This is a genomic window from Rhizobium sp. L43 (assembly GCF_002531725.1).
Classification (GTDB): Bacteria; Pseudomonadota; Alphaproteobacteria; order Rhizobiales; family Rhizobiaceae; genus Rhizobium.
On sequence record NZ_NWSQ01000009.1, the window covers coordinates 207,226 to 228,027 of the forward strand.

Below are 20,802 nucleotides of genomic sequence, written 5' to 3' on the forward strand. Positions count from 1 at the left end.
TCGGAACAATGATTCCACCCGGCAGTTACGCCAGGGTCATCCAAGATGAAAATCAAAGGAGGATATCCTCATGACCAAATCCCTTATCGCCGCTTCTCTGCTTGCGGTCGGCATGGCATCGTCGGCCTTTGCCCAGTCGAACCCTGATCCGATCGGGCCGACCAATGGCGGCTCGACCGATCCGAGTTCGGGCAATTATTCGTCCGATTATACCAATGACGACAATGGCATGTATCCGGTGCGAACGGCGCCGGTCGATCCGATGACGACACAGAGCATCGGACAGCCGCAAACGATGGAATGCCCCGGCATGCCGCAACAAATGTCCGGCGTCGACACGCGTGGCGGCCAGAGCGGCGCCTCGATCAGCGAAGCCTGCCGCGAATACGACAACTAAGCAGTTCAAGCATGTCGCGCAGTGCGCCACGCGTGGAAAAGGCCGGTTCATGCCGGCCTTTTCATGTCGCAGCAGCAATGAACGCTTTTTCTTCCGGATGAAACTTTTAATCCGGCCGTTGCGTATATCCGTAGCAGGTTGAATGAACACGAGTGGGGATGGCCTCATTGGCAAGGGACGCGGCAAAACCGGTCATTCTTTGGTTTCGTAGGGATTTGCGCCTTGACGACAACCGGGCTCTCAATGCAGCCGATCTCTCCGGGCGGCCGGTCATCCCCCTCTATATCAGCGAGCCCGCGGCCCATACCGGTCCGCTCGGCGCCGCGCAGGCCTGGTGGCTGCATCATTCGCTGGCAGCGCTCGCCCGGGCGCTGCGCAAGCGTCAGGGACGGTTGGCGCTTGCCAGCGGCGAGGCGCTCGAGGTTCTTCGTGCCGTCATCAGGGAGAGCGGTGCCGAAGCTGTGTTCTGGAACCGGCGCTACGATCCATCCGGCACCGCCATCGACATCCGTATCGAGCACGAATTGGAAAGACAGGCGATCGAGGCGAGAAGCTTCGGCGGCCAGCTGCTGCACGAACCGTCCCGGCTGATGACCGGCAGCGGCACCTCTTACCGTGTCTACACGCCTTTCTGGCGGGCGCTGGAGGGCGCCGGCGAACCGGAGCCGCCACTGGAGGCGCCGGCGCAACTGCGGCTGGCATCGCAGTTGCCGACATCCGGAAGCCTGGAGAGCTGGAAATTGCTGCCGACGAAGCCGGACTGGGCGAGGGATTTTGCTGATCTCTGGACGCCGGGCGAGCAAGGCGCGCGGGAAAAGCTCCGTTCCTTCGTCGAGGACAGGCTCGACGGCTATAAGGAAAACCGCGACTATCCGGCGAAGCAGGCGACATCGATGCTGTCACCGCATCTGGCGCTCGGCGAGATCTCCCCTGCCCGCATCTGGGACGCGACGCGTGGTCTGTCGGAACGGGTGCCGGCGGCCGACATCGTGCATTTCCGCAAGGAGATCGCCTGGCGCGAATTCTCCTATCACCTGCTTTTCCATTTCCCGAATCTTGCCTCGGCCAACTGGAACAATCGTTTCGACGGCTTCGAATGGCGCAATGACGATCCCGATTTCGAGGCGTGGCGCCGGGGGCTGACCGGCTACCCGATCGTCGATGCCGGCATGCGCCAGCTCTGGCGGCATGGCTGGATGCACAATCGCGTGCGGATGATCGTCGCCTCTTTCCTCATCAAGGATCTGATGGTCGACTGGCGCCGGGGCGAGGCCTGGTTTCGCGACACGCTGGTCGATGCCGATCCCGCCAACAACGCGGCAAGCTGGCAGTGGGTGGCGGGTTCCGGCGCCGATGCCTCGCCGTTCTTCCGGATCTTCAATCCGGTGCTACAGGGCGAGACCTTCGATCCGGACGGCTGTTATGTCAGAGCTCATGTGCCGGAGCTTCGAGAACTCGGGGCAAAATACGTCCACCGGCCGTTCGAAGCGCCGAAGAGCGTGCTCGACGAGGCCGGCGTCACGCTTGGCCAAACCTATCCGAAACCGATCGTCGACCATGCCAGTGCGCGCAACCGAGCGCTCGCCGCCTACAACGCCACGCGGAATGCCGTATGAACGCGCACGTCCAGTGCTGAAACACATTCCACTGCTCTTATGATCTTCTCTTAAATCGGTTCCGATTTGAGCAATTATGCAGTAGCCTTCGATGCAATGGCCGGGGGGGCGGTCGCGCATATCACAACGGGTGCTTCGTCGTCCCTAACCGGCAGGAAAATGCGGGAGGAGGAGAGATGAGCAAGGCGCAGGACTGGAATCTGCTGGCTCGCGATGCGGTGACGCTGACGGCCGAAAACATGTCCCGCATGGTGAAGGGTCTGCCCTTCAAGGCAAGGCTGGCGCTGCGTGGGCTTCTGCACATGCAGCATGGTTCGCTTGCCGTTACTCTCCCCGACGGCCGCAGGCTGCTAGTCGAGGGCAAGAAGGCCGGGCCAAAGGCGGCACTCAGCCTGCACAACTGGAATCTTGCCTATCGGGCGCTGGCGAGCGGCACGATCGGGGTTGCCGAAACCTATATGGACGGCGACTGGGACAGCCCCGACATCGCCGCCTTCCTCGAACTCTTTCTCGTCAACGGCGAAGCCGCCTTCAGCTACGCGCATGGCAAGGGCGGCCTTGGCCGCCTCTTCGAGCGGATGCGCCATTGGATGAATGCCAATACCAGGACGGGCTCGAAGCGCAACATCTCGGCCCATTACGATCTCGGCAATGATTTCTACAAGGAATGGCTCGATCCGAGCATGACCTATTCCTCGGCGCTCTATTCCACCGGCGCCAACGATCTGCAATCGGCCCAGAACGCCAAATACCGCGCGCTCGCCGAAGCGACCGGCATCGGGCCCGGGGATCACGTGCTGGAGATCGGCTGCGGCTGGGGCGGTTTTGCCGAATTCGCCGCCGGCGAGCTGAACTGCAAGGTGACCGGGCTGACGATCAGCCGCGAGCAGCTCGCCTTTGCCGAGGAGCGCATCCGCAAGGCCGGCCTCGGCGACCGCGTCGAATTCCGCTTCCAGGATTACCGCGACGAGACCGGGCTCTATGACCGGATCGTCTCGATCGAGATGTTCGAAGCGGTCGGCGAGAAATACTGGCCGTCCTATTTCTCCAAGCTCAGGCAATGCCTGAAGCCGGGCGGCAAGGCCGGCCTGCAGATCATCACGATCAAGCCCGAGTCCTTCGACCAGTATCGCGGCAATCCTGACTTCATCCAGAAATATGTCTTTCCCGGCGGCATGCTGCCGACGCGCAATCATCTCGCCGAACTCGCCGGCAAGGTCGATCTGTCGCTGGTCAAGGATTTCGGCTTCGGGCTCGACTATGCCCGCACGCTTGCCGAATGGCGCGAGCGCTTCTGGTCGGTCTGGGAGCGCATCCGCCCGATGGGCTTCGATGAGCGTTTCAAGCGGCTCTGGGAATTCTATCTGTTCTATTGCGAAGCCGGCTTCCGCGCCCGCAATATCGATGTGCGCCAGGTGGTGTTCTCGCGCCGTTGATCATTCCGCCGGGTGCGGTGTCGCCGGATGGTGACCAGTCGATGACGGCCGCTCCCGCCAGCCGGTGACGCGGTTCATCAGCGGGAAATAAGCGCTATAGGGAAGCAGGCGCGCGAGTTTCAGCATGGTGATGAAGCGCCTGGGGAAGGTGATCTCGAAGGCCTGCGATTTCAGCCCGGCGGCAATCTGCCAGGCGGCCTCCTCGACCGATACCAAGGCCGACATCGGAAAAGCGTTCGTCCTCGTCGCCGGCGTATCGACAAAACCCGGGCTGACGAGCTGAATGCGGATGCCGATCTTGTCGAGATCGAATTTCAGGCTTTCGGCCATATTGATCAGCGCCGCCTTGGTGGCGCCATAGGCTGCACCCGTCGGCAGGCCACCATAGCCGGTGACGCAGGAGACGATGGCGATCTGCCCCTGCCCCTTCGCCTTCATATGGCCGATCGCCGGCAGCAGGCAGTTGACGACGCCGGAAAGATTGACGGCAAAGCTTTTGTCGAAATCGGCGCGGTTCATATCCTCGGCATGAACACGCAGGCAGACGCCGGCATTGAGGATCGCCATGGCGAGCGTGCCGTGTTCATATTCGATGGAGGCCATGACATGCTCCATGTCCTCGGCATCGGTGACATCGCCGTCGAGAACGACGATGCTGCCGGAAAGGCCGCGGGCCTCGGCCTGCAGTTCGACCAGCTTTTCGTGACTTCTGGCGGTGACCGCGACCTTGTATCCTTCGGCCGCGAGCTTCAGCGCAAGCGCCCGGCCGATACCCGAGCTCGCGCCGGTGATCCAGACGATTCCATGTTCGGGACGGGCGATGAAATCACGCATGACATGTTCCTCCGGCTCTGTCTGATCAACACGAAAACAGGTCCGGAAGTTCCTCAACCCTCCCGGATTTATGGCTCTATCACACCATTGTGGCTGCTTTCAGCCGATCAGGTCGCCGATCATCTGACGAAAGGATCCCGTCAGCCTGACCGGCCCGTCGGAAACGGCAAAGGCAATGCAAGGCCTGTCCTTTTCGGCGACCGGACGGTGGTCGACCGTCTCGTCGGCAATGGAGATGTCGCCGGGGCCGAAACGACCGCGCTCATCGTTGAAGGCGCCGTCGAGGATGAGGATCAATTCCATGCCTTTATGGGTATGCGCCGGCAAAGCCCGGCCCGGACGGATCCACATCAGATTGACCTCGCAGCCGTCCATGTCGAGCGGATACTCCTTGAAGCCCGGCAGCCGGGTGCGCCAGGGCAAATCCTCGGCCTCGAAACCGACGAAATCGCGCAATGCCCGGGGAAACAGCGCATGCTCCGGCCGCTTGATCGCAGCAGGCTCCATGTTGGGAGAATCGGAGGCAAAGATCGCCGCAAGCCGCCGGTCGCGGTCGGCAATGGATGCTTCGGGCACGTTTTCCAGGGCTTCGCCTGCCAGCAGCTCGAGGCTGTGCACCAGGCTGCGATGATCCGGTTTCATTTCGAGATGAGCCTGCACCAGCACACGCGCCGGCTCGGGCAAGGAGCCGGCAACATAATGCGCCATCAATGCGTCGATCGTGTCGATCTGCTCGTGAACCATGTCGGTTTCGGTCACGCCCTGTTGCCGGGCTCCGTTGTCGCTTTGTCGTCATCCGTACGGGGAAAGTCAATCGCCGGATCACCCGTCACATGGCGGGATTGTCGGCCATGCGTCATTTCGGGGGACGAAGGCCAAATTTTATCGTGTCCGACAGGGGCGTGGAATAGCATTTCTTGCCAACACAGCCTTGTGAAGGGAAAAGACCGTTCCTAAAGTAAGAGTTCGAATAGAGGCAGATTCCATGACCTTTCACCCCTCCGTCCTCGAAGCCATCGGCAACACGCCCCTGATCAAACTCAAGGGCGCCTCGGCGGCGACCGGCTGCACCATTCTCGGCAAGGCGGAGTTCCTGAACCCCGGCCAGTCGGTGAAGGATCGTGCCGCGCTCTACATCATCCGCGACGCAGAGCGGAAGGGTCTGCTTCGGCCCGGCGGCGTCATCGTCGAAGGCACGGCCGGCAATACCGGCATCGGCCTGACGCTGGTTGCCAAGGCGCTCGGCTACCGCACCGTCATCGTCATCCCTGAAACGCAGAGCCAGGAAAAGAAGGACGCGCTGAAGCTGCTCGGCGCCGAACTCGTCGAAGTGCCGGCCGTCGCCTACAAGAACCCGAACAATTATGTGAAGGTTTCCGGGCGGCTCGCCGAGCAGCTGGCGAAGACCGAGCCGAACGGGGCGATCTGGGCAAACCAGTTCGACAACGTCGCCAACCGCCAGGCGCATGTCGAAACGACGGCAAAAGAAATCTGGAACGATACCGACGGCAAGGTCGACGGCTTCATCTGCTCCGTCGGTTCCGGCGGCACGCTGGCAGGTGTCGCCGCCGGCCTCAAGGCTTTCAATGCGGACGTCAAGATCGGCATCGCCGATCCCGACGGCGCCGCACTTTACGAATTCTACCAGAACGGCACGCTGAAATCCGAGGGATCGTCGATCACCGAGGGCATCGGCCAAGGCCGCATCACCGCCAATCTCGAGGGTTTCACGCCCGATTTCGCCTATCAGGTCTCCGATGCCGAAGCGCTTCCCTATCTTTTCGACCTCGTCGAAAACGAAGGCCTGTGCCTCGGCGGCTCGACGGCGATCAACATTGCCGGCGCGGTCAATCTCGCCCGGGATCTCGGCCCCGGTCACACAGTGGTGACAATCCTCTGCGACTACGGCAACCGCTATCAGTCGAAGCTCTTCAACCCGGATTTCCTGACGTCGAAGGGATTGCCGGTTCCCGGCTGGATGGCCAAGTCGCCCAATATCCACGTTCCCTACGAGCCCGCGTGAGACCCCATGCCCGTCAATGCCCTCTATCGTGACGACTTCTATCTCTCGACATGCGAGGCGGTCGTCACCGCCGTTCACGAGGACGGGGGCATCGAACTCGATCAGACCTGCTTCTATGCGACGTCAGGCGGCCAGCCTGGCGACACCGGCGAGTTCGAACGCGCCGACGGCACGAAGATCGCGCTCGGCCAGACGAAGCACGGTCCGAGCAAGGATATCATCATCCATGTGCCGCTCGAAAACGAGCCGCGCCCGGAAGTCGGCGAGACGCTGGTGCTGCATGTCGACTGGCAGCGCCGCTACCGGCTGATGCGCATGCACACGGCCTGCCACCTGCTTTCCGTCGTCTGCTCCTATCCGATCACCGGGGCTGCCGTCGGCGAGGAGGAAAGCCGCGTCGACTTCGACATGACCGAGACGATCGACAAGGACCAGGTGACATCAAAGCTGATGGAACTGGTCGCCGACAATCATCCGGTCACTCTGCAATGGATCACCGACGAGGAACTTGCGGCAAACCCAGACATCGTCAAATCGAAGAACGTGCGCCCGCCGATCGGGCTCGGGCGCGTCAGCCTCGTCTGCATCGGCGAGAACTCCTCGATTGACAGCCAGCCCTGCGGCGGCACACATGTCTCCGAAACACAGGAAGTCGGCCAGATCCACATCGCCAAGATCGAGAAAAAGGGTAAGGAGAACCGGCGCTTCCGAATCCGCTTCGGCACGCCCGGCGACGAAGCCTGACCATCAAGGGAGAGCACAATGAGTGAGACCAAGAGCCGTTTCGTGGTGTCGGCCGACTGGCTGCAGGCCGAGCTCGGGAAGCCGGATCTGCGCGTGCTGGACGCCTCCTTCTATCTGCCGGCGCAGAAGCGCGATGCCGATGCCGAATATGCGGCCGGCCATATTCCCGGCGCCATCCGCTTCGACCAGGACAAGATCGCCGACCATTCGACGTCGCTGCCGCACACGATCCCCTCGCCCGATTATTTCGCCACCGAGGCGGGCCGGCTCGGCATCAGCGAGAATGATCGCATCGTCGTCTATGACGGCATCGGCCTGTTCGCCTCGCCGCGCGTCTGGTGGCTGTTCCGCGTGATGGGCGCGAAGAATGTCTTCGTGCTCGACGGCGGCCTCGACGGCTGGAAGGCCGAGGGCCGTCCGCTCGAAACCACGACGCCCAACCATGCGCCGGCGACCTTCACGCCTGACTTCGACGAAAGCCGCGTGGTGACGCTCGATAGGATGCGCGACATCGTCGCGAGCGGTGCGATGCAGATTGCCGATGCCCGCAGCGCCGGCCGCTTCGCCGCCGCCGAGCCCGAGCCGCGTGCCGGCATGCGCTCCGGCCATATGCCCGGCGCCCGCAGCCTGCCCTCCGGTACCTTCGCCAACCAGGGCCGGTTCAAATCGCTGCCCGAACTCCGCCAGACCATCGAGGATGCCGGCATCGATCTTTCCAAGCCGGTCGTCACTTCCTGCGGCTCGGGGATAACAGCCGCGATCATCACGCTGGCGCTGGAATCGCTCGGCCATCACGACAACAAGCTTTATGACGGCTCGTGGAGCGAATGGGGCAGCAGTGACGACACGCCCGTCGTCACCGGCCCGCCGACGCCAGTCAAAGCCTGATCGCCATGGGGAAGACGCCCGCTTCGCTGAAAGCCCACATCACCCGGCTGGAAATGACGGCGCCGCCGAAGGCGAGCATGCCGGTGCCCGTCAATATCCAGACGGCGATCATGCGCGCGCCGGAGATACCGCTGCCCTTCTACCGCTATCTCTATCGGCAGGTGGGCGCGCGCTGGCAATGGGTGGACAGGCTGCGCATGAGCGACGAGCAGTTGGCCGCAACACTGAACGACAAACGCAACAATATCAGCGTCCTCTACGTGAACGGCGCGCCCGCCGGCTTCTACGAATATTTCTGCGAGGACGAGGATACGATCGAGCTCAGCCATTTCGGCCTGATCGAACATGCGCTCGGTCTCGGCATCGGCAAATGGTTCCTGCTGCAGGCGCTCTACGCCATCTGGTCGCTCAACCCGAAGCGGGTCACCACCACCACCAATAATCTCGACCATCCGCGCGCGCTGCAACTCTACCAGATGTACGGCTTCTCACCGGTGTCCACAGGCACCGGGATTGTGCGTCCGCTGAGCGACAAAGAGCTGCTGGAGATGGCGCGGAAAAGCTGAGGGGTTGGTTTGCCGGCTCGCATAACGCTCCATCGCCCGTCCACAGGCCCAAGCTGCTTAAGTCCTCGAGCGCAATAGTTTCTTTCCGGTTATTGCATTGAGTCATTCACGGCGCAGACCCGCCGTGGCTGGATTCCTGTGACAAGCACAGGAATGAGGGTGGGAGATGTGGCCTGCCGCCAATTACCGCGGAACTCGCTCTGGACTCCACTGCATGATACCCTTCTAAGGGTCCCTACGTCGGTGGAAATTTGGCGAGCGCGTTTGCCCCACCCTCCCTCATTCCTGTGCTCGTCACAGGAATCCAGCCACCGCGCGTCTGCGCGGTGAATGACTCAATTCGACCGTTGAAAAGTCTCGCGCGCCCAAAGACTTACGGCCGACGATCTCGACAAACCAACACACGCAAGAAACGGGTGGCTTGAACGATCAATCGGGCGCATTTCATGACAATCACAAAGGAGATCTGCCATGACCGCCATTCGCTTTGTCGCCATGCCGACCACCGACGCCGAACATCTCTGGAACGGCGGCCGCGACGCCTATAACAGGCTGCCCGAGACGATCGTTTCCGACGGTGACGGCAACCCTTGCCGCCATTGCCTTCAGGATATCGATGCCGGCGAGGAGATGCTGGTCTTCGCCTACCGGCCCTTCCCGGAGCTGCAGCCTTATGCCGAAACCGGCCCGGTCTTCCTGCACAAGCAACCTTGCACACGCTATGCCGCCGAAGAGATCATGCCGCCGATCCTGACGACGAGCCCCGATTTCATCGTCCGCGGCTATAGCGAGAACGACCGCATCGTCTACGGCACCGGCGCGGTGACCGATATTGGGGATATTCCCGCTTATGGCGAAAAGCTGCTGGCACGACCCGATATCGCCTATGTGCATGTCCGCTCGGCGCGCAACAACTGCTTCCAATGCCGGATCGACAAGGTAACGGCGCCGGCCCTTGCGGAGACCGGCGCCCTAAGTTGACCTGGAGTCAGGCAGTTACGCTACGTTGAGCACGCTCTCCGGGGCGAAGGCCTCGTAGCCGAGCGCCTCGGCGACCGGCTTGTTGGTGATGCGGCCCTTGTGCACGTTGAGGCCGTTCCTCAGATGCTTGTCTTCGGCGATGGCGCGCAGGCCGCGATCGGCAAGCGCCAGGCCATGCACCAGCGTGGCATTGTTCAGCGCGTGCGCCGAAGTCACCGGCACGGCGCCCGGCATGTTGGCGACGCAATAATGCACGACGCCGTCGACCTCATAGGTCGGATCGGAATGGGTCGTCGCATGCGAGGTTTCGAAGCAGCCGCCCTGGTCGATGGCGACGTCGACGATGACGGCGCCCTTCTTCATGCCGGACAGCATCTCGCGGGTGACGAGTTTTGGCGCAGCCGCGCCCGGGATCAGCACGGCGCCGATAATCAGATCGGCCGAGAAGACCTCCTCCTCCAGCGCCTGGATGCTGGAATAGCGGGTGTGGATGCGGCCTGCGAAGATATCGTCGAGCTGGCGCAGGCGCAGCAGCGATTTGTCGAGGATGCTGACATCGGCGCCGAGGCCGGCGGCCATCCGGGCCGCATGCAGGCCGACGACGCCGCCGCCGATGACCGCTACCTTGGCCGGCAGCACGCCGGGCACGCCGCCGAGCAGGACGCCGAGGCCACCATTGGCCTTCTGCAGGGCGGTCGCGCCCGCCTGGATCGACAGGCGACCGGCGACCTCCGACATCGGCGCCAGTAGCGGCAGGCCGCCGCGTTCGTCGGTCACCGTCTCATAGGCGATCGCCGTGACGCCGGAAGCAAGCAGACCCTTGGTCTGTTCCGGATCGGGCGCCAGATGCAGATAAGTATAGAGCAGCTGACCGTCGCGCAGTTGCGCCCATTCGGAAGGCTGCGGCTCCTTCACCTTGACGATCATATCGCACTTTTCGAAAATATCCCTGGCGGAGGCGGCGATCTTCGCGCCAGCCGCGGCATAGGCGGCGTCATCGGCGCCGATGCCGGCGCCCGCCTTGGTCTCCACCCAGACCTCGTGGCCGTGGGCGACATATTCGCGCACCGAAGCCGGCGTCAGACCGACGCGATATTCGTGATTCTTGATTTCCTTCGGGCAACCGACACGCATTGGCGTTCCTCTCCTGTCATCTCCGCAGTCGCGGATTTCCTCAGACGATGAATCCAACCACCAAGGCCGCGAAATGTCCTTGCAAAGACGATTTGCGAAGAGGCGTTTTTTCGGCGATTATTGCGCTCTTCATCTCATTCTTCGAAGGTTCTTCGAATGGCCGATCTCGATACCATCGATCTTGCGATTCTTAAGGCATTGCAGGCCAATGCCCGCATCACCAATGCCGAGCTCGCCGAGAGGATCGGATTGTCGCCTTCGGCCTGTTCGCGCCGGCTCGACATCCTGGAAAGAAGCGGCGTCATCGATGGTTACCATGCGCGGCTTTCGCACAAGGCGCTCGACTACAAGATGATCGCCATCGTGCATATCTCGCTCTCCGGCCAGTTCGCCAAGACGCTGGCGGAATTCGAGGCGGCGGTGAAGCTCTGTCCCAACGTGCTTGTCTGTTACCTGATGTCGGGCGAATACGATTATATCCTGAGGGTCGCCGCCCGCGATCTCGAGGACTATGAGTGCATCCACCGCGACTGGCTGTCGGCTCTGCCCCACGTCGTCAAGATCAATTCGAGCTTCGCGCTCAGAGAAATCATCGACAAGCCGAATGTCGGCCTTTGAGCCCTTGCAAAGTTTTCGAAAGCCTGCCCAGACTTTCGATGCACGCAGGCGTTTCCCGCTCAATGGCAAATCATGACATCGAAGACCCACGGTTACATTTTCGCCCTGCTGGCGCTCACCATCTTTTCGCTGCAGGACGCCATCTCAAAACATCTGGCATCGACCTATCCGCCGATCTTCGTGACGATGATCCGCTACTGGGCTTTCGCGCTTTTCACCATCATTCTCGCCTCGAGGATGCGTGGCGGCCTCAAGGCGACGGCCCGCACCAAACGCCCATTCCTGCAGGTGACGCGCGGCGTTCTGCTTGCGGTCCAAGTGGTTCTGGCCATCACCTGTTTTGCGATAATCGGCCTTGCCCGTTCGCAGGCGATCTTTTCCGCGACGCCGATCCTGATCGCGCTGCTGGCAATGCCGATCCTCGGCGAACGGGTCGGCTGGCGGCGGTGGGCGGCGATCGGCGCTGGACTGTTCGGGGTGCTGCTGATCCTGAAGCCGGAAGGCGAATTTTTCGACGTAAAACTGCTTCTTGCCGTCACCTCCTGCTTCAACTTCGCCTTCTACGTCATCGCCACCCGCCTCGTCAGCCGCGACGATTCGTCGATGACCAGCTTCTTCTATACCGGCGTCGTCGGCGGTGTGACGATGACGCTTATCGGGCCGTTCTACTGGAGTTGGATGTCGCCGGGCGACTGGGGCTGGATGGCGCTCGTCTGCATGACCAGCATTTCCAGCCATTATTTCCTGATCCGCGCCTATGATATTCTCGATGCCGCCGCCGTCCAGCCGCTGACCTATCTGTCGCTTGTCTACGCCTCCATCATCGGCATGGTGATCTATGGAGAAACGCTGAGCTTCAACATGATCGTCGGCTCGGTCATCGTGGTCGCCGCCGGTATCTTCACGGTCTGGCGCGAGCATGTGGTAGGGCGTAGGACGGCCGCCGCCGGAGCACCGCGCGTCGAATAGGACTCTAAAAGGTTCGGCGCAGGACGGCCATCCGATGTGGCATCCGCTGCAATGCGGTCGCGCCAGGATGGATCGATACTGACCTCAACGTGGATTTCATCGAGAGCATGCCGGACCCGCAAGCCTTCCGCCGGGAGATCGGTCGCATCCATCCCGTCGGACTAAGTGGCCGCACTGGTCGCCTGGCTTGCCTCGCCGGAAGCCGGCTTTGTCACCGGCCAGATCTGAACGATCGATGGTGGACGCATGGCGAAACTGAGCCTGGCCTAAACGCGTGCAGGATCAGGATGGTGGTGATGCAACGGTATGCTGCTTGTCACGCAGGCGCGTGAAGCAGATCTCGAACGGCTGATGTTCGATAAGGTGACATTTCACTGCAATTTTAGCCAAGCCACTAAAACCATTTCAATTTTCGAGCGCTATGCTGCTCCCCATATTCGAGGGAGAATGTATGACTCGCAATTTGAAAATTACGGCCCGAAAGGCCGAACGGCAAAACTGCCGCGTCTTCGGCAGCGTCAAATATCTGAACAGCCAGGTGGATGCCCGTATCCTGAACCTGTCGGCGACCGGTGCGGCGCTGGAGATGAGGGGACCGTTTCATGCGGCTTCCGGCAGCAAGGTGCGCATAGAGGCCGAGAACCTCGGGATGCTCGAAGGCGTCATTCGCTGGAAACACAATGGCCGCGTCGGCATCCAATTCGACGTGAATTCCAATGCGCGAGCGCAGGTCTCCTCCTATTTCCGCTTTTTCCATAAGGAAATACGACCGGTTCTGGCGGTACGCCAACTGGTTACGGCCAACGCCAACGGCAAACGGACGCCTCAATTGGCCACATCGACGCCGAAATCGTAAGGCTGCACCGCCTTTGCGCCAAAGGAGCGGCTGTGTGGCTGCTCAGTGGCTGTGGTTGCCGTTGGCGCCAAGCCCGCAGCCGAGCGGACGTCTCGGCACCTCCTGCTGTGGTGATAACGGCCCGGCCATGACCCGCTCCCCGATGGATTTCCGTCGGGAGACTTTACTATAAGTTGCATATTAAAACCATTGCGCCATCGCCGCCGATTGTTTTGCCGTCCTGTCATTTTCGCAGTGTACTCCTCGCCAAATCGTCCTAATTCTGACGGGCCGGACGATGCATGTTTTTGAAGAGGAGAGTTCCCATGTCTTCGATTTTCGACGTTGGCGTCATGAGCCGCCGTTCTCTGCTTGGTGGGCTTGCCGCCACTTCCGCTCTGGTGCTGCTGCACCCTTTCAGCGCCCGCGCCGGCGCCAACCAGGCGCATCTCCGGCTGATGGAAACGACGGATATTCACGTCAACGTCTTCCCCTATGACTATTATGCCGACAAGCCGAACGACACGATGGGGCTTTCCCGCACCGGGACGATCATCGACAATATCCGCGCAGAGGCCGTCAACTCGCTGCTGATCGACAATGGCGACGTGCTGCAGGGCAATCCGATGGGCGACTACATGGCCTATCAGCACGGCATGAAGGACGGCGACGTCCATCCCGTGATCAAGGCGATGAACACGCTCGGCTACACGGTCGGCACGCTCGGAAATCACGAGTTCAACTACGGCCTCGACTTCATGTTCAAGGTCCTGTCAGGCGCGAAATTCCCCTTCGTCTGCGCCAACCTGACCAAGGGCCAGCTCGCCTCGGACCCGAAGCAGGACGATCTGTTCTTCAAGCCCTACATTATCGTGGAAAAACAGATCAAGGACGGCGCCGGCAATGAGAGCCCGGTCAAGATCGGCTTCATCGGCTTCGTCCCGCCGCAGATCATGCTCTGGGATATCAAGAACCTCGAAGGCAGGGCGCAGACGCGCGACATCGTCGAGGCCGCCAAGGCCTGGATTCCAGCCATGAAGGAAGCCGGCGCCGATATCGTCATTGCGCTCTCCCATTCCGGCATCGACGGCAGCGCACCGTCCGAAAAGATGGAAAACGCCTCGCTGCATCTCGCCGCCGTCGAAGGGATCGACGCGATCTTCACCGGCCATCAGCATCTCGTCTTCCCCGGCCCGAAGAGCTGGGACGGCATCGCCAATGCCGATCCCGTCAAGGGCACGCTGCATGGCAAGCCCGCCGTGATGGCCGGCTTCTGGGGCTCGCATCTCGGCCTCATCGACCTGCTGCTCGAAAAGGACGGCAACAGCTGGAAGATCGTCGATTTCACCTCGGAAGCACGGCCGATCTATCACCGTGACGACAAGAAGAAGGTGGTTGCCGACTACGCCGACAAGAAGGGCGTGATCGAGGCCGCCAAGGCCGAGCACGAGGCGACGCTCGCCTATGTCCGCACCCCGGTCGGCAAGACCTCCGCACCGCTTTATTCCTACTTCGCGCTCGTCGCCGACGATCCCTCGGTGCAGGTCGTCAGCCAGGCCCAGACCTGGTACATCAAGCAGATGCTCGCCGACACCGCATTCAAGGACCTGCCGGTGCTATCGGCGGCGGCCCCCTTCAAGGCCGGCGGCCGCGGCGGCGCCGACTATTATACCGACGTTCCGGCCGGCGATATCGCCATCAAGAACGTCGCCGACCTCTATCTCTATCCGAACACGGTGCAGGCTGTCGCCATCACCGGCGCCCAGGTGAAGAACTGGCTGGAAATGTCGGCCGGCATGTTCAATCACATTGCGGCCGGCTCGAAGGATGCGGCCCTCCTCAACAACGACTTCCCGTCCTACAATTTCGACGTCATCGACGGCGTAACCTACCAGATCGACCTGTCGCAGCCGCCGAAATATGATTCCTCCGGCAAGGCTATCAATCCGGATGCCAACCGCATCCAGAACCTCGCCTTCGACGGCAAGCCGATCGATCCCGCCCAGAAGTTCGTCGTCGTCACCAACAATTACCGCGCCGGCGGCGGCGGCAGTTTCCCGGAGATCGCGGCTGATAAGGTGATCTTCCAGGCGCCGGACACCAACCGCGACGTCATCGTCCGCTATGTCCACGACCAGGGCACGATCAATCCGTCGGCCGATGCGAACTGGACCTTCAAACCGCTGCCGGGCACGACCGTGACCTTCGAAAGCGGTCCGAAGGCAAAGCAGTTCCTCGCGGCAGTCAAGAGCGTCAAGATCGAGGATGCCGGCGACGGCGCCGACGGATTCTCGAAGTTCAGATTGGTTCTTTAGACCGAAGGAAGTGTAGAGGAAGGCGCGGCACCCGCGCCTTCGTCATTCAGCCGCGAGCCGTGTCGCGGGTTGCTGGAGCTCCGCCATCTCAGCATGGAAATCGGCCTGATTCGGGCAATGGGAAAGCCGTGTGCGGAACGCGTCGATCATCCAGCTGGCGGCAGGTCCGGGCGGGTTGGCGAGCTGCCGCACCGAATATATCGGATATTCGCCCTGTTCATAGGCATCCAGATCGAGATGGACGAGCGCGCCGCTACGGAGATCGTCATGCATTATGGAGGCCGGAAGGCCGCCCCAGCCAAGGCCGGCCTTGATGAGCTGGTGCTTCGTGGCAATATCGCTGACGCGCCATGTCTTGTAGGACAGCACGTTGAAATCCCGCCCCTTCGTTCGGCCTGAGGCGTCGGTGACGACGAGCTGCACTTCCTCGCGCACGTCGCCCAGCGTGAGCGGCCGGTCGATGCGGGCCAGCGGATGGTTGGGGGCGGCAACCGGCAACATGAAGGAATGGCCGATCCGCTCCGTGATGATCGAATCGTCCTGCTGGAGGACGGCGCCGCCGATGCCGATCGTCGCCTTGCCGCTGAGGACGAGATCCATCACCATTCCAAGCTCGCCGACATTAAGATTCAACGAAACGGACGGGAACATCTCACGGAATTCGTGCAGGACGTCCACCATGGCGCGCGAGGGCACCATGACGCTGATGGCGACAGAAACCTCCGCTTCGAGCCCTTCCCTCAAGCTCTTGACGCGCGCCCGCATGACTTGCAGATCGCCGAGAATGCGCCGCGCATCCTCCAGCATCGCCTTGCCCGCCTCCGTCAGCTTCGGCTGGCGCGCACCGGAGCGCTCGAAAAGCGGCACTTCGAGCTGTGCTTCCAGGTTGGCGATCGTATAGCTGACGACGGACTGCGCCCGGTTCAATGCCCGCGAAGCGGCGGAGAAGCTGCCGGTTTCGGCAACGGTCAGAAACACCTGCAATTGGTCCAGAGTCGGGTTCGGAAGCATCTTCCATCCATTCCATCGATAGTTTCGATCGACATTATCACCGTTTTTTCGATAGCAGGCCAGACCTATTTTGCTCGTCGAGACTGCGGCTCACCTCCCAGCAACGGGCCGTCAAATTCAATTCGAAAGGAAATGCACCATGTCGTCCATCCTTCTTCTGACGTCCAGCCCGCGTGCCGAATCGCTCTCGACGCCGATCGCCGCCGATCTCGCCGAAAAGCTGAAGAGCCAGCAGCCGGGCAGCGTCGTCGTTCGCCGCGATCTCGCCGCCAACCCGCTGCCGCATATCGATGACCTGTTCACCGGCGCGATCCGCAAGCCGGCCGAAGACCGTACCGCCGAAGAAATCGCAGCCATCAAAACCTCCGACGAACTCGTCGCCGAACTGTTTGCCGCCGATACGATCGTCATCAGCACCGGCCTGATCAACTTCAACATCTATTCGTCGCTGAAGACCTGGATCGACAACGTCGCCCGCGCCGGCGTGACCTTCAAGTACACGGAAACCGGCCCGGTCGGCCTCGTCACCGGCAAGAAGGTTTATGTCGTGCTCACCTCCGGCGGCGTCTACTCGCAGGGACCGGCTGCCCCGCTGAACCATGCCGTACCGTATCTGAAGTCGGTTCTCGGCTTCCTCGGCATCACGGATATCGAGACCATCTATGTCGAAGGTCTCGCCTTCGGTCCCGAAGCTGCCGAAAAGGCCATCGACGCCGCCAAGTCGCGCGTCCAGGAAATCGCGCTGGCCGCCTGATCGGTTCGCCAATACAGCATGGAACGGCCGGCCTTCGCCGGCCGTTTGTCATTTGTCGATGTCGGCGACAAAATCCCGGACCGTCGCCAGGATTTCGGCTGAAAGTTCCTCATCGGAGGAGATCCTGGCAAGGCCGACGCCGCCTGCCATCATCGCAAAGGCCATGATCGCCTTGCGCCGCCTGTCTCCTTCGTCCGCTCCCGCAGCCTTGCTTGCCAAGGCTTCGAAATTACGCCGCAGCCCGTCCGTCGCGATCGCCCGCGCCTTCTCGCCGCTACGGGATAGATCGGAAGTCAGCGCGGCAAAAGGGCAGCCTTCGCCGGGATTGTCGCGATGATAGGCGCTGACATAACGATCGGCGACATCTGCGGCCGACATCTCCGCCGGATTCACTCCCTCGGCCTCCAGCCTGCGTCCCCATGAATCGAATGCGGACTGGACCGCCTCGGCGACGAGATCGTCGCGGGAGGCGAAGTGCTTGTAGAAGCCACCGACGGTCAGGCCGGCTTCCTTCATCAGGTCGGCAACGCCAATACCTTCGAGCCCCTCCTCGCGCAGCCGCTTCGATGCGGTCTCGACGATCTTCTCATGCGTCTTCTGTTTTTCCAGCTGCGAACGCCCCATCGGAAGCTCCCCGAATTGCCTCTTGACTCAAATGGATTACAATCGTAATCCTTATAGATAACGATCATAATCTAGATCGTCGTCATTTCCAAGAGGAGCATCAATCATGCGTCTAAGAAACAAGGTCGCCCTGATCACCGGCGGAAACAGCGGCATCGGTCTTGCGACCGCCAAGGTCTTCATCGATGAGGGCGCCAAGGTGGTGATCACCGGCCGCAACCCGGAAACGCTTGCCGCCGCCGAAAAGGCGCTCGGGGCCGGCGTGCTGGCGCTGAAGCTCGATGTCACCGATGCCGCCGCCACCGAGAAGGTATTTGCGGAAGCCGCCGCAAAGGTCGGCAAGTTCGACATCGTCTTCGCCAATGCCGGCATCGGCGGCGCGACACCGCTCGGTGACACGTCGCCGGAGCAGTTCAACCAGATCATCAGCACCAACCTCACCGCAGTCTTCTTCACCGTGCAAACAGCCCTGCCGCATCTCAACGACGGCGCTTCGGTGATCCTCAACGGTTCGGTGCATGCCGTGCTCGGCGCTCCCGGCTGGTCCGCCTATGCGGCGACCAAGGCGGCGGTCCGGGCGATGACGCGCAATATGGCCTCCGAACTCGCGCCGCGCGGCATCCGCGTCAATCAGGTGACCCCCGGCGGCACGAAGACGCCGATCTGGTCGCCGATGGCACCGACAGAAGACGCGATGTCGGCGCTGGAGGCTCGTATGGGCGGCCTGAGCCCGCTCGGCCGCATGAGCGAAGCCGACGAAATCGCCAAGGCGGCGCTCTACCTGGCATCGGATGATTCCGCCAATGTCACCGGCATCGAGATCACCGTCGACGGCGGCATGACAAGCGCGCCGTCCGGCGCCAAGATCTTCCGCGCCGCCTGAGCAAGCCGGACCCGGGCAAAGTCAGACTTGCCCGGGTCCACATCCTGTCACCGACTTCGGTCGGTCGTCCAAGGCGTCCTATTCCTCGACCAAGGATGCTCTGCCGATCATCGCACGGCGGGCAACTCGAAACAGGACGATTGCCAGATTCAGGGCGGCAAGCAGGAGCAATACAGACAGCATGGCCTGAATGCCGGACGAAACGATCAGATTGCCGGCGATCAGCGGAAAGCCGAAGACGCCGATGAAATAGGACAGCGAGAACAAGAGTAGCGCTTGCGGCATAAGGCCGGTGGGCGCCTCATTCGCGGCAAGGCCATTGATGACGGAATAGGTCAGCCCATAGCCCAGGCCCAGCATCGCCGCAGCTCCGAGATAGGTTATCTGACTTGATGTCACTAGCAGGAACAGCAGGATGGATGCCAGCGTCAGGCTCGTCAGCACCAGAAGCGAATAGAATGGATCCTTCTTGACCACATATCCTGCCACGAACAACCGGCTCAGGATGGCGGCGGACATGAAACCGATGAAGAAGAGGGAGTAATCGAATCCGTGCGCCTTGGCGTAGCTGGTCTGAAAGCTGGAAAGCCCGCCGAAAATCGCGCCGCCGATGCCGACCATGGCGATGGAATAGATCGCCGGCGAAGCAATCACCTGACGCGCTGCGGCAAATGAGATCTTGTTGACGTGAGGCAAAATCTTGCCGGCTCTGCTCAGCCGGAGATGCAGCCAAAAGTAAAGCGCGCCGCCGGCGAGACTGGACAGGAACGCAAAGGCGAAGGCCGTCTCGATCGGCATCGACCAGCCGGTGGCAATGCGGCCAATGATCGGTCCGGCGCCGATGCCCGACATCATCGATCCCGAAAGCAGGGCAAAGAACCGAATCCGGTGCGCGGGTTCGGTGATCGCCGCGACCAGGATCGGCCCGAGCGCGTAAAAAGTGCCCCAACCGATTCCAAGGACGAAACCGACAGTCATCAGACTCAATCCGGCTGCGGGGACCGTGGCGAATCCCAGCCCGGATGCCGCCAGAAAAAGCCCGGAAACCGCCACCGCCCGCGCTGAGCCGATGGCATCGGCGATGTGGCCGGACAGGATCACGAGAATGACGGTGCTGACCGTCGCCGCCGAGATGATCAGGCCGGCGAGCGCCTCGTTGCCGCCCCGCTGTCCCACCAGCACCGGGATGAGAAAGGTCACGCCATAAGCGATCGAAAGAAGAAATCCCCCGATGCACAAAACCGCAAATTCGCCGCCATCGACCTTGGTTCGCACAGCTGTATCACTCATGTTTCCACGCCCCTCGCAGGAAAGATCATCCGTTGCAGCAATGGAGATCACGTTTGCATTTTACGAACAAGCCGTTTTTATAAATCCAATAAGTCATTGAAACATATAACACATTCATAGATATGTTGTTGTTTATCGAACATCCTCAACACCCCGCCGCGCTCTGCCTCGACAGCGCCCTATCGACCGCCGGTATACGGTCCGGCCTCCCCTTTAATCGTTTCAGGCCATCGCAACAGAATTCCGGGCGCTAACGACACACGCGAAAAGCGAAAAGTTTGAGGCTGCTCGACGAAAGAGGCTTCGTGACAGGTCGGTTCCGAGCAGTGGCCGGCAGACCTTTGGCCTCCGATGGCAGCGATGTGTCGAAGCTTGCATCGAACGTGAAGCATTCTGTGAAGAATCGGCCGCGCTCAACGTGGCCGCTTGTGTATTGCTCTGGTTCATGCAATCTGTGGATGAATATTGGCGAGTTGAATCGGGTATCAGGGGGACAAGAAGTTGGTTAGTGTACCCTGGATTTGGAAATGGGGAGTGGTCGGCGCCGCTTGCGTCGCAATCCCGCTTCTGGGACGAATTGACTGGAAGGCTCTGGTCCTCGACCATCAACCCCTCATTACCGGTATTTTTGCTGCCATAGCCGCACTCGGCATGATCGTGCAAATACGCGTCGGCGATCACCGGAACGACAAGCGGCACCAGGATTTCATGCTGAGGGCTCCGCCTGCTCAAACCCGCCGCCGAGATGACGAAGAAGATTACTGAAGCGCGTTACATGAAAACTCGATCAAGCGACGCGCTTTAGCTCCTTGTTTTCATGCATGTCGTTATTCCGGCGCGCTGCTCTCCGGGCGACATGCATGAGCGCGTTGCGCCGCGTGTCT

Annotated in this window: 21 protein-coding genes; 15 read left to right on the forward strand and 6 right to left on the reverse strand. The window is 61.3% G+C overall.

Annotation, left to right across the window (positions count from 1 at the left end):
- The first annotated feature begins 70 nt into the window (after nucleotides 1-70).
- The 3 genes from CO667_RS14195 (at nucleotide 71) to CO667_RS14205 (ending at nucleotide 3,449) form a co-directional block, all read left to right on the forward strand.
- A complete protein-coding gene (locus CO667_RS14195; protein WP_097618969.1) occupies nucleotides 71-397 on the forward strand; it encodes a hypothetical protein in 327 nt (108 codons plus the stop codon).
- A gap of 167 nt (nucleotides 398-564) precedes the next feature.
- Nucleotides 565-2,013 carry a deoxyribodipyrimidine photo-lyase gene (locus CO667_RS14200; protein WP_097619009.1) on the forward strand — a complete coding sequence of 483 codons (1,449 nt, stop codon included), beginning with the start codon at nucleotides 565-567 and terminating at the stop codon, nucleotides 2,011-2,013.
- Between the two features lie 176 nt (nucleotides 2,014-2,189).
- The gene (locus CO667_RS14205) at nucleotides 2,190-3,449 is read left to right on the forward strand and encodes a cyclopropane-fatty-acyl-phospholipid synthase family protein (protein ID WP_097618970.1); all 1,260 of its coding nucleotides are present in this window, start codon (nucleotides 2,190-2,192) and stop codon (nucleotides 3,447-3,449) included.
- Here CO667_RS14205 and CO667_RS14210 read toward each other — a convergent pair whose 3' ends face one another.
- Both CO667_RS14210 and CO667_RS14215 read right to left on the reverse strand, forming a co-directional pair.
- Nucleotides 3,450-4,283, reverse strand: coding sequence for an SDR family NAD(P)-dependent oxidoreductase (locus CO667_RS14210; protein WP_097618971.1), 834 nt, complete (start codon nucleotides 4,281-4,283; stop codon nucleotides 3,450-3,452).
- Nucleotides 4,284-4,382: 99 nt separating this feature from the next.
- Nucleotides 4,383-5,042, reverse strand: coding sequence for a ChrR family anti-sigma-E factor (locus tag CO667_RS14215; protein WP_179874140.1), 660 nt, complete (start codon nucleotides 5,040-5,042; stop codon nucleotides 4,383-4,385).
- A gap of 226 nt (nucleotides 5,043-5,268) precedes the next feature.
- On the opposite strand from CO667_RS14215, the gene CO667_RS14220 reads away from it, so the two are divergent.
- The 5 genes from CO667_RS14220 to CO667_RS14240 all read left to right on the forward strand — a co-directional run bounded on the left by CO667_RS14220 (nucleotide 5,269) and on the right by CO667_RS14240 (nucleotide 9,485).
- Nucleotides 5,269-6,306 carry a cysteine synthase A gene (locus CO667_RS14220; RefSeq protein WP_097618972.1) on the forward strand — a complete coding sequence of 346 codons (1,038 nt, stop codon included), beginning with the start codon at nucleotides 5,269-5,271 and terminating at the stop codon, nucleotides 6,304-6,306.
- Nucleotides 6,307-6,312: 6 nt separating this feature from the next.
- Nucleotides 6,313-7,050 (forward strand): alanyl-tRNA editing protein, encoded by a 738-nt coding sequence (locus CO667_RS14225; protein ID WP_097618973.1) that lies wholly within the window; start codon nucleotides 6,313-6,315, stop codon nucleotides 7,048-7,050.
- An 18-nt stretch (nucleotides 7,051-7,068) separates the two neighbouring features.
- Nucleotides 7,069-7,938: a 3-mercaptopyruvate sulfurtransferase gene (sseA, locus tag CO667_RS14230; RefSeq protein ID WP_097618974.1), complete on the forward strand. Its 870-nt coding sequence runs from the start codon at nucleotides 7,069-7,071 to the stop codon at nucleotides 7,936-7,938.
- 5 nt (nucleotides 7,939-7,943) lie between these two features.
- Nucleotides 7,944-8,504 (forward strand): GNAT family N-acetyltransferase, encoded by a 561-nt coding sequence (locus tag CO667_RS14235; RefSeq protein WP_097618975.1) that lies wholly within the window; start codon nucleotides 7,944-7,946, stop codon nucleotides 8,502-8,504.
- 471 nt (nucleotides 8,505-8,975) lie between these two features.
- The gene (locus tag CO667_RS14240; RefSeq protein WP_097618976.1) at nucleotides 8,976-9,485 is read left to right on the forward strand and encodes a DUF1203 domain-containing protein; all 510 of its coding nucleotides are present in this window, start codon (nucleotides 8,976-8,978) and stop codon (nucleotides 9,483-9,485) included.
- A gap of 15 nt (nucleotides 9,486-9,500) precedes the next feature.
- Here CO667_RS14240 and ald read toward each other — a convergent pair whose 3' ends face one another.
- Complete coding sequence (gene ald, locus CO667_RS14245) at nucleotides 9,501-10,619, reverse strand: alanine dehydrogenase (RefSeq protein ID WP_097618977.1); 1,119 nt, start codon at nucleotides 10,617-10,619, stop codon at nucleotides 9,501-9,503.
- A 156-nt stretch (nucleotides 10,620-10,775) separates the two neighbouring features.
- Here ald and CO667_RS14250 point away from each other — a divergent pair, with 156 nt between their 5' ends.
- The 4 genes from CO667_RS14250 to CO667_RS14270 all read left to right on the forward strand — a co-directional run bounded on the left by CO667_RS14250 (nucleotide 10,776) and on the right by CO667_RS14270 (nucleotide 15,356).
- Nucleotides 10,776-11,237, forward strand: coding sequence for an Lrp/AsnC family transcriptional regulator (locus CO667_RS14250; RefSeq protein WP_097618978.1), 462 nt, complete (start codon nucleotides 10,776-10,778; stop codon nucleotides 11,235-11,237).
- 72 nt (nucleotides 11,238-11,309) lie between these two features.
- Nucleotides 11,310-12,206 carry a DMT family transporter gene (locus CO667_RS14255; RefSeq protein WP_097618979.1) on the forward strand — a complete coding sequence of 299 codons (897 nt, stop codon included), beginning with the start codon at nucleotides 11,310-11,312 and terminating at the stop codon, nucleotides 12,204-12,206.
- Between the two features lie 451 nt (nucleotides 12,207-12,657).
- The gene (locus CO667_RS14265; RefSeq protein WP_097618980.1) at nucleotides 12,658-13,062 is read left to right on the forward strand and encodes a PilZ domain-containing protein; all 405 of its coding nucleotides are present in this window, start codon (nucleotides 12,658-12,660) and stop codon (nucleotides 13,060-13,062) included.
- 305 nt (nucleotides 13,063-13,367) lie between these two features.
- A complete protein-coding gene (locus CO667_RS14270) occupies nucleotides 13,368-15,356 on the forward strand; it encodes a bifunctional 2',3'-cyclic-nucleotide 2'-phosphodiesterase/3'-nucleotidase (RefSeq protein WP_097618981.1) in 1,989 nt (662 codons plus the stop codon).
- A gap of 42 nt (nucleotides 15,357-15,398) precedes the next feature.
- On the opposite strand, the gene CO667_RS14275 is transcribed toward CO667_RS14270, so the two are convergent.
- Nucleotides 15,399-16,367: a LysR family transcriptional regulator gene (locus CO667_RS14275; RefSeq protein ID WP_097618982.1), complete on the reverse strand. Its 969-nt coding sequence runs from the start codon at nucleotides 16,365-16,367 to the stop codon at nucleotides 15,399-15,401.
- Nucleotides 16,368-16,506: 139 nt separating this feature from the next.
- Between CO667_RS14275 and CO667_RS14280 the strand changes: the two genes are divergently transcribed.
- Complete coding sequence (locus CO667_RS14280) at nucleotides 16,507-17,121, forward strand: FMN-dependent NADH-azoreductase (RefSeq protein ID WP_097618983.1); 615 nt, start codon at nucleotides 16,507-16,509, stop codon at nucleotides 17,119-17,121.
- Nucleotides 17,122-17,169: 48 nt separating this feature from the next.
- Here CO667_RS14280 and CO667_RS14285 read toward each other — a convergent pair whose 3' ends face one another.
- Nucleotides 17,170-17,745, reverse strand: a complete 576-nt coding sequence (locus CO667_RS14285) for a TetR/AcrR family transcriptional regulator (RefSeq protein ID WP_097618984.1) — start codon at nucleotides 17,743-17,745, stop codon at nucleotides 17,170-17,172.
- Nucleotides 17,746-17,851: 106 nt separating this feature from the next.
- On the opposite strand from CO667_RS14285, the gene CO667_RS14290 reads away from it, so the two are divergent.
- The gene (locus tag CO667_RS14290) at nucleotides 17,852-18,628 is read left to right on the forward strand and encodes an SDR family oxidoreductase (RefSeq protein WP_097618985.1); all 777 of its coding nucleotides are present in this window, start codon (nucleotides 17,852-17,854) and stop codon (nucleotides 18,626-18,628) included.
- Nucleotides 18,629-18,706: 78 nt separating this feature from the next.
- On the opposite strand, the gene CO667_RS14295 is transcribed toward CO667_RS14290, so the two are convergent.
- Nucleotides 18,707-19,918 carry an MFS transporter gene (locus CO667_RS14295; RefSeq protein WP_097618986.1) on the reverse strand — a complete coding sequence of 404 codons (1,212 nt, stop codon included), beginning with the start codon at nucleotides 19,916-19,918 and terminating at the stop codon, nucleotides 18,707-18,709.
- A 534-nt stretch (nucleotides 19,919-20,452) separates the two neighbouring features.
- On the opposite strand from CO667_RS14295, the gene CO667_RS14300 reads away from it, so the two are divergent.
- On the forward strand, nucleotides 20,453-20,683 hold the full coding sequence (locus CO667_RS14300) for a hypothetical protein (RefSeq protein ID WP_097618987.1): 231 nt from the start codon (nucleotides 20,453-20,455) through the stop codon (nucleotides 20,681-20,683).
- Nucleotides 20,684-20,802: the final 119 nt, after the last annotated feature.

Coding starts and splice junctions, on each gene's coding strand:
- CO667_RS14195 (WP_097618969.1), top strand. CDS start 71: ATGACCAAATCCCTTATCGCCGCTTCTCTGCTTGCGGTCGGCATGGCA.
- CO667_RS14205 (WP_097618970.1), top strand. CDS start 2,190: ATGAGCAAGGCGCAGGACTGGAATCTGCTGGCTCGCGATGCGGTGACG.
- CO667_RS14210 (WP_097618971.1), bottom strand. CDS start 4,283: ATGCGTGATTTCATCGCCCGTCCCGAACATGGAATCGTCTGGATCACC.
- CO667_RS14220 (WP_097618972.1), top strand. CDS start 5,269: ATGACCTTTCACCCCTCCGTCCTCGAAGCCATCGGCAACACGCCCCTG.
- CO667_RS14225 (WP_097618973.1), top strand. CDS start 6,313: ATGCCCGTCAATGCCCTCTATCGTGACGACTTCTATCTCTCGACATGC.
- sseA (WP_097618974.1), top strand. CDS start 7,069: ATGAGTGAGACCAAGAGCCGTTTCGTGGTGTCGGCCGACTGGCTGCAG.
- CO667_RS14235 (WP_097618975.1), top strand. CDS start 7,944: ATGGGGAAGACGCCCGCTTCGCTGAAAGCCCACATCACCCGGCTGGAA.
- CO667_RS14240 (WP_097618976.1), top strand. CDS start 8,976: ATGACCGCCATTCGCTTTGTCGCCATGCCGACCACCGACGCCGAACAT.
- ald (WP_097618977.1), bottom strand. CDS start 10,619: ATGCGTGTCGGTTGCCCGAAGGAAATCAAGAATCACGAATATCGCGTC.
- CO667_RS14250 (WP_097618978.1), top strand. CDS start 10,776: ATGGCCGATCTCGATACCATCGATCTTGCGATTCTTAAGGCATTGCAG.
- CO667_RS14255 (WP_097618979.1), top strand. CDS start 11,310: ATGACATCGAAGACCCACGGTTACATTTTCGCCCTGCTGGCGCTCACC.
- CO667_RS14265 (WP_097618980.1), top strand. CDS start 12,658: ATGACTCGCAATTTGAAAATTACGGCCCGAAAGGCCGAACGGCAAAAC.
- CO667_RS14270 (WP_097618981.1), top strand. CDS start 13,368: ATGTCTTCGATTTTCGACGTTGGCGTCATGAGCCGCCGTTCTCTGCTT.
- CO667_RS14275 (WP_097618982.1), bottom strand. CDS start 16,367: ATGCTTCCGAACCCGACTCTGGACCAATTGCAGGTGTTTCTGACCGTT.
- CO667_RS14280 (WP_097618983.1), top strand. CDS start 16,507: ATGTCGTCCATCCTTCTTCTGACGTCCAGCCCGCGTGCCGAATCGCTC.
- CO667_RS14285 (WP_097618984.1), bottom strand. CDS start 17,745: ATGGGGCGTTCGCAGCTGGAAAAACAGAAGACGCATGAGAAGATCGTC.
- CO667_RS14290 (WP_097618985.1), top strand. CDS start 17,852: ATGCGTCTAAGAAACAAGGTCGCCCTGATCACCGGCGGAAACAGCGGC.
- CO667_RS14295 (WP_097618986.1), bottom strand. CDS start 19,918: ATGAGTGATACAGCTGTGCGAACCAAGGTCGATGGCGGCGAATTTGCG.